The organism is Acinetobacter sp. V2 (assembly GCF_001188385.1).
GTDB classification, from domain to species: domain Bacteria; phylum Pseudomonadota; class Gammaproteobacteria; order Pseudomonadales; family Moraxellaceae; genus Acinetobacter; species Acinetobacter oleivorans.
Genome location: NZ_JZFB01000003.1, coordinates 44,098 through 48,027, shown reverse-complemented (window position 1 = coordinate 48,027; position 3,930 = coordinate 44,098). Strand labels below are relative to the sequence as shown.

Here is a 3,930-nt window from a genome sequence, read left to right as displayed (position 1 = left end):
CCTATATCTGTCTCATCAGGTGGTACGATAGGTTCACCAGATTTCGGTTCATAAATAACAACTGGTTCACCATCAAAAGCTGGATCACTAAAAAGTTCTGTAGCTTTTTTAAAATCCATAATCGTAAACCAAGTTTTTCCAAACTCTTCATTAATACGTGTACCACGACCAATCATCTGTTTAAACTCAGTCATAGACTTAATATGCTGATCAAGTACGATCAATTTACAAGTTTCAGAATCTACACCTGTGGTCATCAATTTAGATGTTGTTGCTATGACAGGGTATCGTTCTTCAGGATTAATAAAGTTATCTAGTTCAGCTTTGCCCTCTTTATCATCGCCTGTAATTTTCATGACAAATTTATAGTTTTCTTTGATTCGTTCAGGATTCAAATTAACTAGGGCTTCTCGCATACGTTCTGCATGGTCAATATCGTCACAAAACACAATTGTCTTTGCATAGGGATCAGTATTAACTAAAAACTCTGTAATTTTTTTAGCAACAAGTTCTGTTCGCTTTTTTAAAACAAGTCCCTTGTCCATATCTTTTAGATTATAAATACGATCTGTAATTTCATATCCATGCAGATCTTTCTTGCCTTTTTCTGGACGCCACCCTTGTAAATCTTTATCTATATCGATACGGATAACTTTATAAGGTGCAAGAAAACCATCTTGAATCCCCTGTTTCAGTGTATAGGTATAAACAGGATCACCAAAATATGTAATATTTGAAGTGTCTTTCGTCTCTTTTGGAGTAGCCGTTAAACCAACATGAGTGGCTGAACTAAAATATTCTAAAATTTCACGCCAAGCCGAATCCTCATTAGCACTACCACGATGACATTCATCAATAATAATTAAGTCAAAGAATTCAGGAGTAAACTGTTTATAGATATTTTTTTCTTCTTCTGAACCAGTCACTGCTTGATAAAGTGAAAGATAGATTTCATAACTCTTATCAATCATTCTCTTTGATATTTTTGTCATTTTCTGACCGAAAGGTTTGAAATCTTTATTCTTAGTTTGGTCTACTAAAATATTTCGATCTGCTAAAAATAAAATCCTTTTTTTAGCGCCAGACTTCCATAGCCTCCATATAATTTGAAAAGCTGTATAGGTTTTACCTGTACCTGTCGCCATCACAAGTAAAATACGATTTTGGCCACGTGCAATTGCCTCAATAGTTTTATTAATCGCATTTACTTGGTAATAACGTGGTATACGTCCTGAGCCATCATCATAATATGGGTATTCAACAATTTGTTTTGACTCTGGCGTTGTTAATCCTTTATGTTGCTCATAAAGTTTCCATAGATGTTCTGGTGAAGGAAACTCATCTAATCCTAATTCTTGTTCAACTTTTCCAAATAATCCTGTTTGATCGTGGAATAAGAATCCATCGCCATTACTCGAAAAAATAAAAGGCACTTGTAAGCAATCTGCATAGGCTAAAGCCTGTTGCATACCAGCTCCAACACTATGATTGTTATCTTTAGCTTCAATAACTGCTAAAGGGATATTTTTTTTATAATAAAGAACATAGTCAGCACGTTTACGCTCACCACGAGTATGCAGTTTTCCCCGCACCATAATTTGGCCATTGGTAAAAGTAACTTCTTCACGAATTTGATGCGCTGTCCAACCTGCTTGTTCTAAAGCTGGATTAATAAATTTACTGCATATATCTCGCTCAGATAATTTCTTTTTATCCATGCCAATGAACCATTTTATTTAATAATTAAAATAAGAATAATAAAATTCAAAGATTTTTCATACTAAAAAGTTTTTATATATCAATAGTTATTATTTTTGGGTTTTAAGAAATATTAAATTAAATAATTTTTGAAGAGTAATTCTTATATTCAAATCACATCATTTATTAGTAAACAGTTATTAATAAAAAACCCCGAAACTTTCGTTTCAGGGCTTTTCAAGAATTTTGGTGGAGATGGCGGGAGTTGAACCCGCGTCCGCCAGCATTACGCTCGAGAATACTACATGCTTAGATATCGTCTATTGTTTTAACACCAAGTGACCCGACGAACAGGGTACAAGTTGCGATCCTCTAAGTTTGGTATAAAGCCCCGAGGCTTGACTCTATACGGACTTGTGTGCGTGCGCTACGGTCGGGTTCCTAAACCACAAGTATTCTAGGAAGCGGACAAACTGCCCTTAGGCAGCTAGAGCGTAAGTTTCGTCGTTTGCGACTAAAATATGCAAATTTGATTTACGAGAGAAAATGCGCTCTCGGCATGCATCTATGAGTTTCATCACCAGCGTCGAAGCCAATAACATCCCCATGAATGTCTGAACATCATAGCATAACTAAAATAAAATACTGTGCATTTTATCAACAGTCTGCTACTGATGAACATATTTACATAATTGAGTGTCTTTTGTTTTTTTCAAGGGCCACATAAAAAAAGCTGCCAAAATGACAGCTTTTTTAAAATTTGGTCTACAAAGCACCATTGCCTAACACAATACCTTCACGGCGTGGGTCTACCCCACCTGCGTATTTACTCTGATTATTAATATTTACTTTCATAATCGTTGAAATACCGCTGGTTTGCGCAGTGTTGGCAACGCCATGCCCTTTTGCTTTTAAGCCTTCAATCAAATCAAGCAAAGAAAGCTGCACATTCGAGCTATCCACATTGGTGTTTTTGCTATTGGTCGCGCCAAAGTTAACAAGCGAGGTCGCCTGCTGAGCGTTTAAGTTCCAGTCCAGCGCACCTACCAACGTTTTAACTACATATTGAATGATCGTGCCGCCGCCTGGTGAACCTGTTGCCATATAAAACTCATCTGGCGTGGTGCCTTTAAACACTAAAGTTGGCGCCATGGTACTACGTGGGCGTTTGCCCCCTTCCACACGGTTGGCAACCAGTGCTCCCGTGCTGTCTAGCGGGTTGGCGCTAAAGTCAGTTAACTGGTTTGAAAGCAAGAAACCATCCACCATGTGGAATGAGCCCATGCTCGATTCAACAGTCGATGTCATTGAAACCACATTGCCATAGGCATCTACAATCGTGAACTGAGTTGTTCCGTGTTCAACAGTGGTGTCGACGCCCGAAGCTGGGTTGAAATTACCCGCTGGCGCAACGCCCATACTTTGGTTTGGGTTAATCAGTGCTGCACGTTGTTTCAGGTAGTTTTTATCAATAAAGCTTGCAATACCCTGCGCTGGTAAAGCAACAAAGTCAGTGTCTGCCACATATTTATCGCGGTCGGCGTAGGCCAAACGCTCTGCCTCAGACACTAAATGCACGCCCATCACATCGGGCACACCGCCTTCATTTTCAGGGTTTTTAGGTGGGTAAAGCGACATATCAAAGTTTTCTAAAATACCAAGCGTCTGTGCAACTGCAATTCCTCCCGAAGATGGAGGCGGCATGGTACATACATAGTAACGATCACGATACGTCGTACAAATCGGGTCGCGTTTTTTAACCTGATAGTTCGACAAATCCTGCAAGGTCATCAAACTTGGAGTAATTGGAGTTCGTGCTGGGTCATCCCCTAGCGTCTGCCCTGCTTTTGCCACAATCGCTTGGGCAATTGGACCGGTGTGCAACGCATTTGCGCCTTGCGTGGCAAGTGCTTCTAGGGTTTTTGCATAGGCTTTATTGGTCATGGTCTCACCGACTTTACGAGGTGAACCATCTGTATAGAAATAGGTTGCCATTGCATTTGCATCGAGCGCTAAGCTGTTTGCATTGCTTGCAATTGCATCTGCCAAACGGCCCGGAATGCGGAAACCGTTGTCAGCCAAACCAATCGCTTCACCAAAAAGCTGGTTCCACTTGAGTTTGCCATGTTCTTTTTGTGCTTGTTCGAGCAAACGCATCACTCCCGGCACACCAATCGAGCGACCACTACGGCGGGCACTTGGTACAGGTGCTGGTGAATTTGGGTCATATAT

2 protein-coding genes and 1 other RNA gene are annotated in these 3,930 nt (G+C 40.0%); all 3 read right to left on the bottom strand.

Going from position 1 to position 3,930, the window contains the following annotated elements:
* On the bottom strand, positions 1-1,718 hold a 1,718-nt coding region (gene hsdR, locus UC75_RS11185), incomplete at its 3' end, for an EcoAI/FtnUII family type I restriction enzme subunit R (RefSeq protein ID WP_228137292.1).
* Between the two features lie 227 nt (positions 1,719-1,945).
* Positions 1,946-2,304, bottom strand: a transfer-messenger RNA (tmRNA) gene (gene ssrA / locus UC75_RS18845).
* A gap of 159 nt (positions 2,305-2,463) precedes the next feature.
* Positions 2,464-3,930: gamma-glutamyltransferase family protein (locus UC75_RS11180; protein WP_228137291.1), on the bottom strand; the 1,467-nt coding region annotated here is incomplete at its 5' end.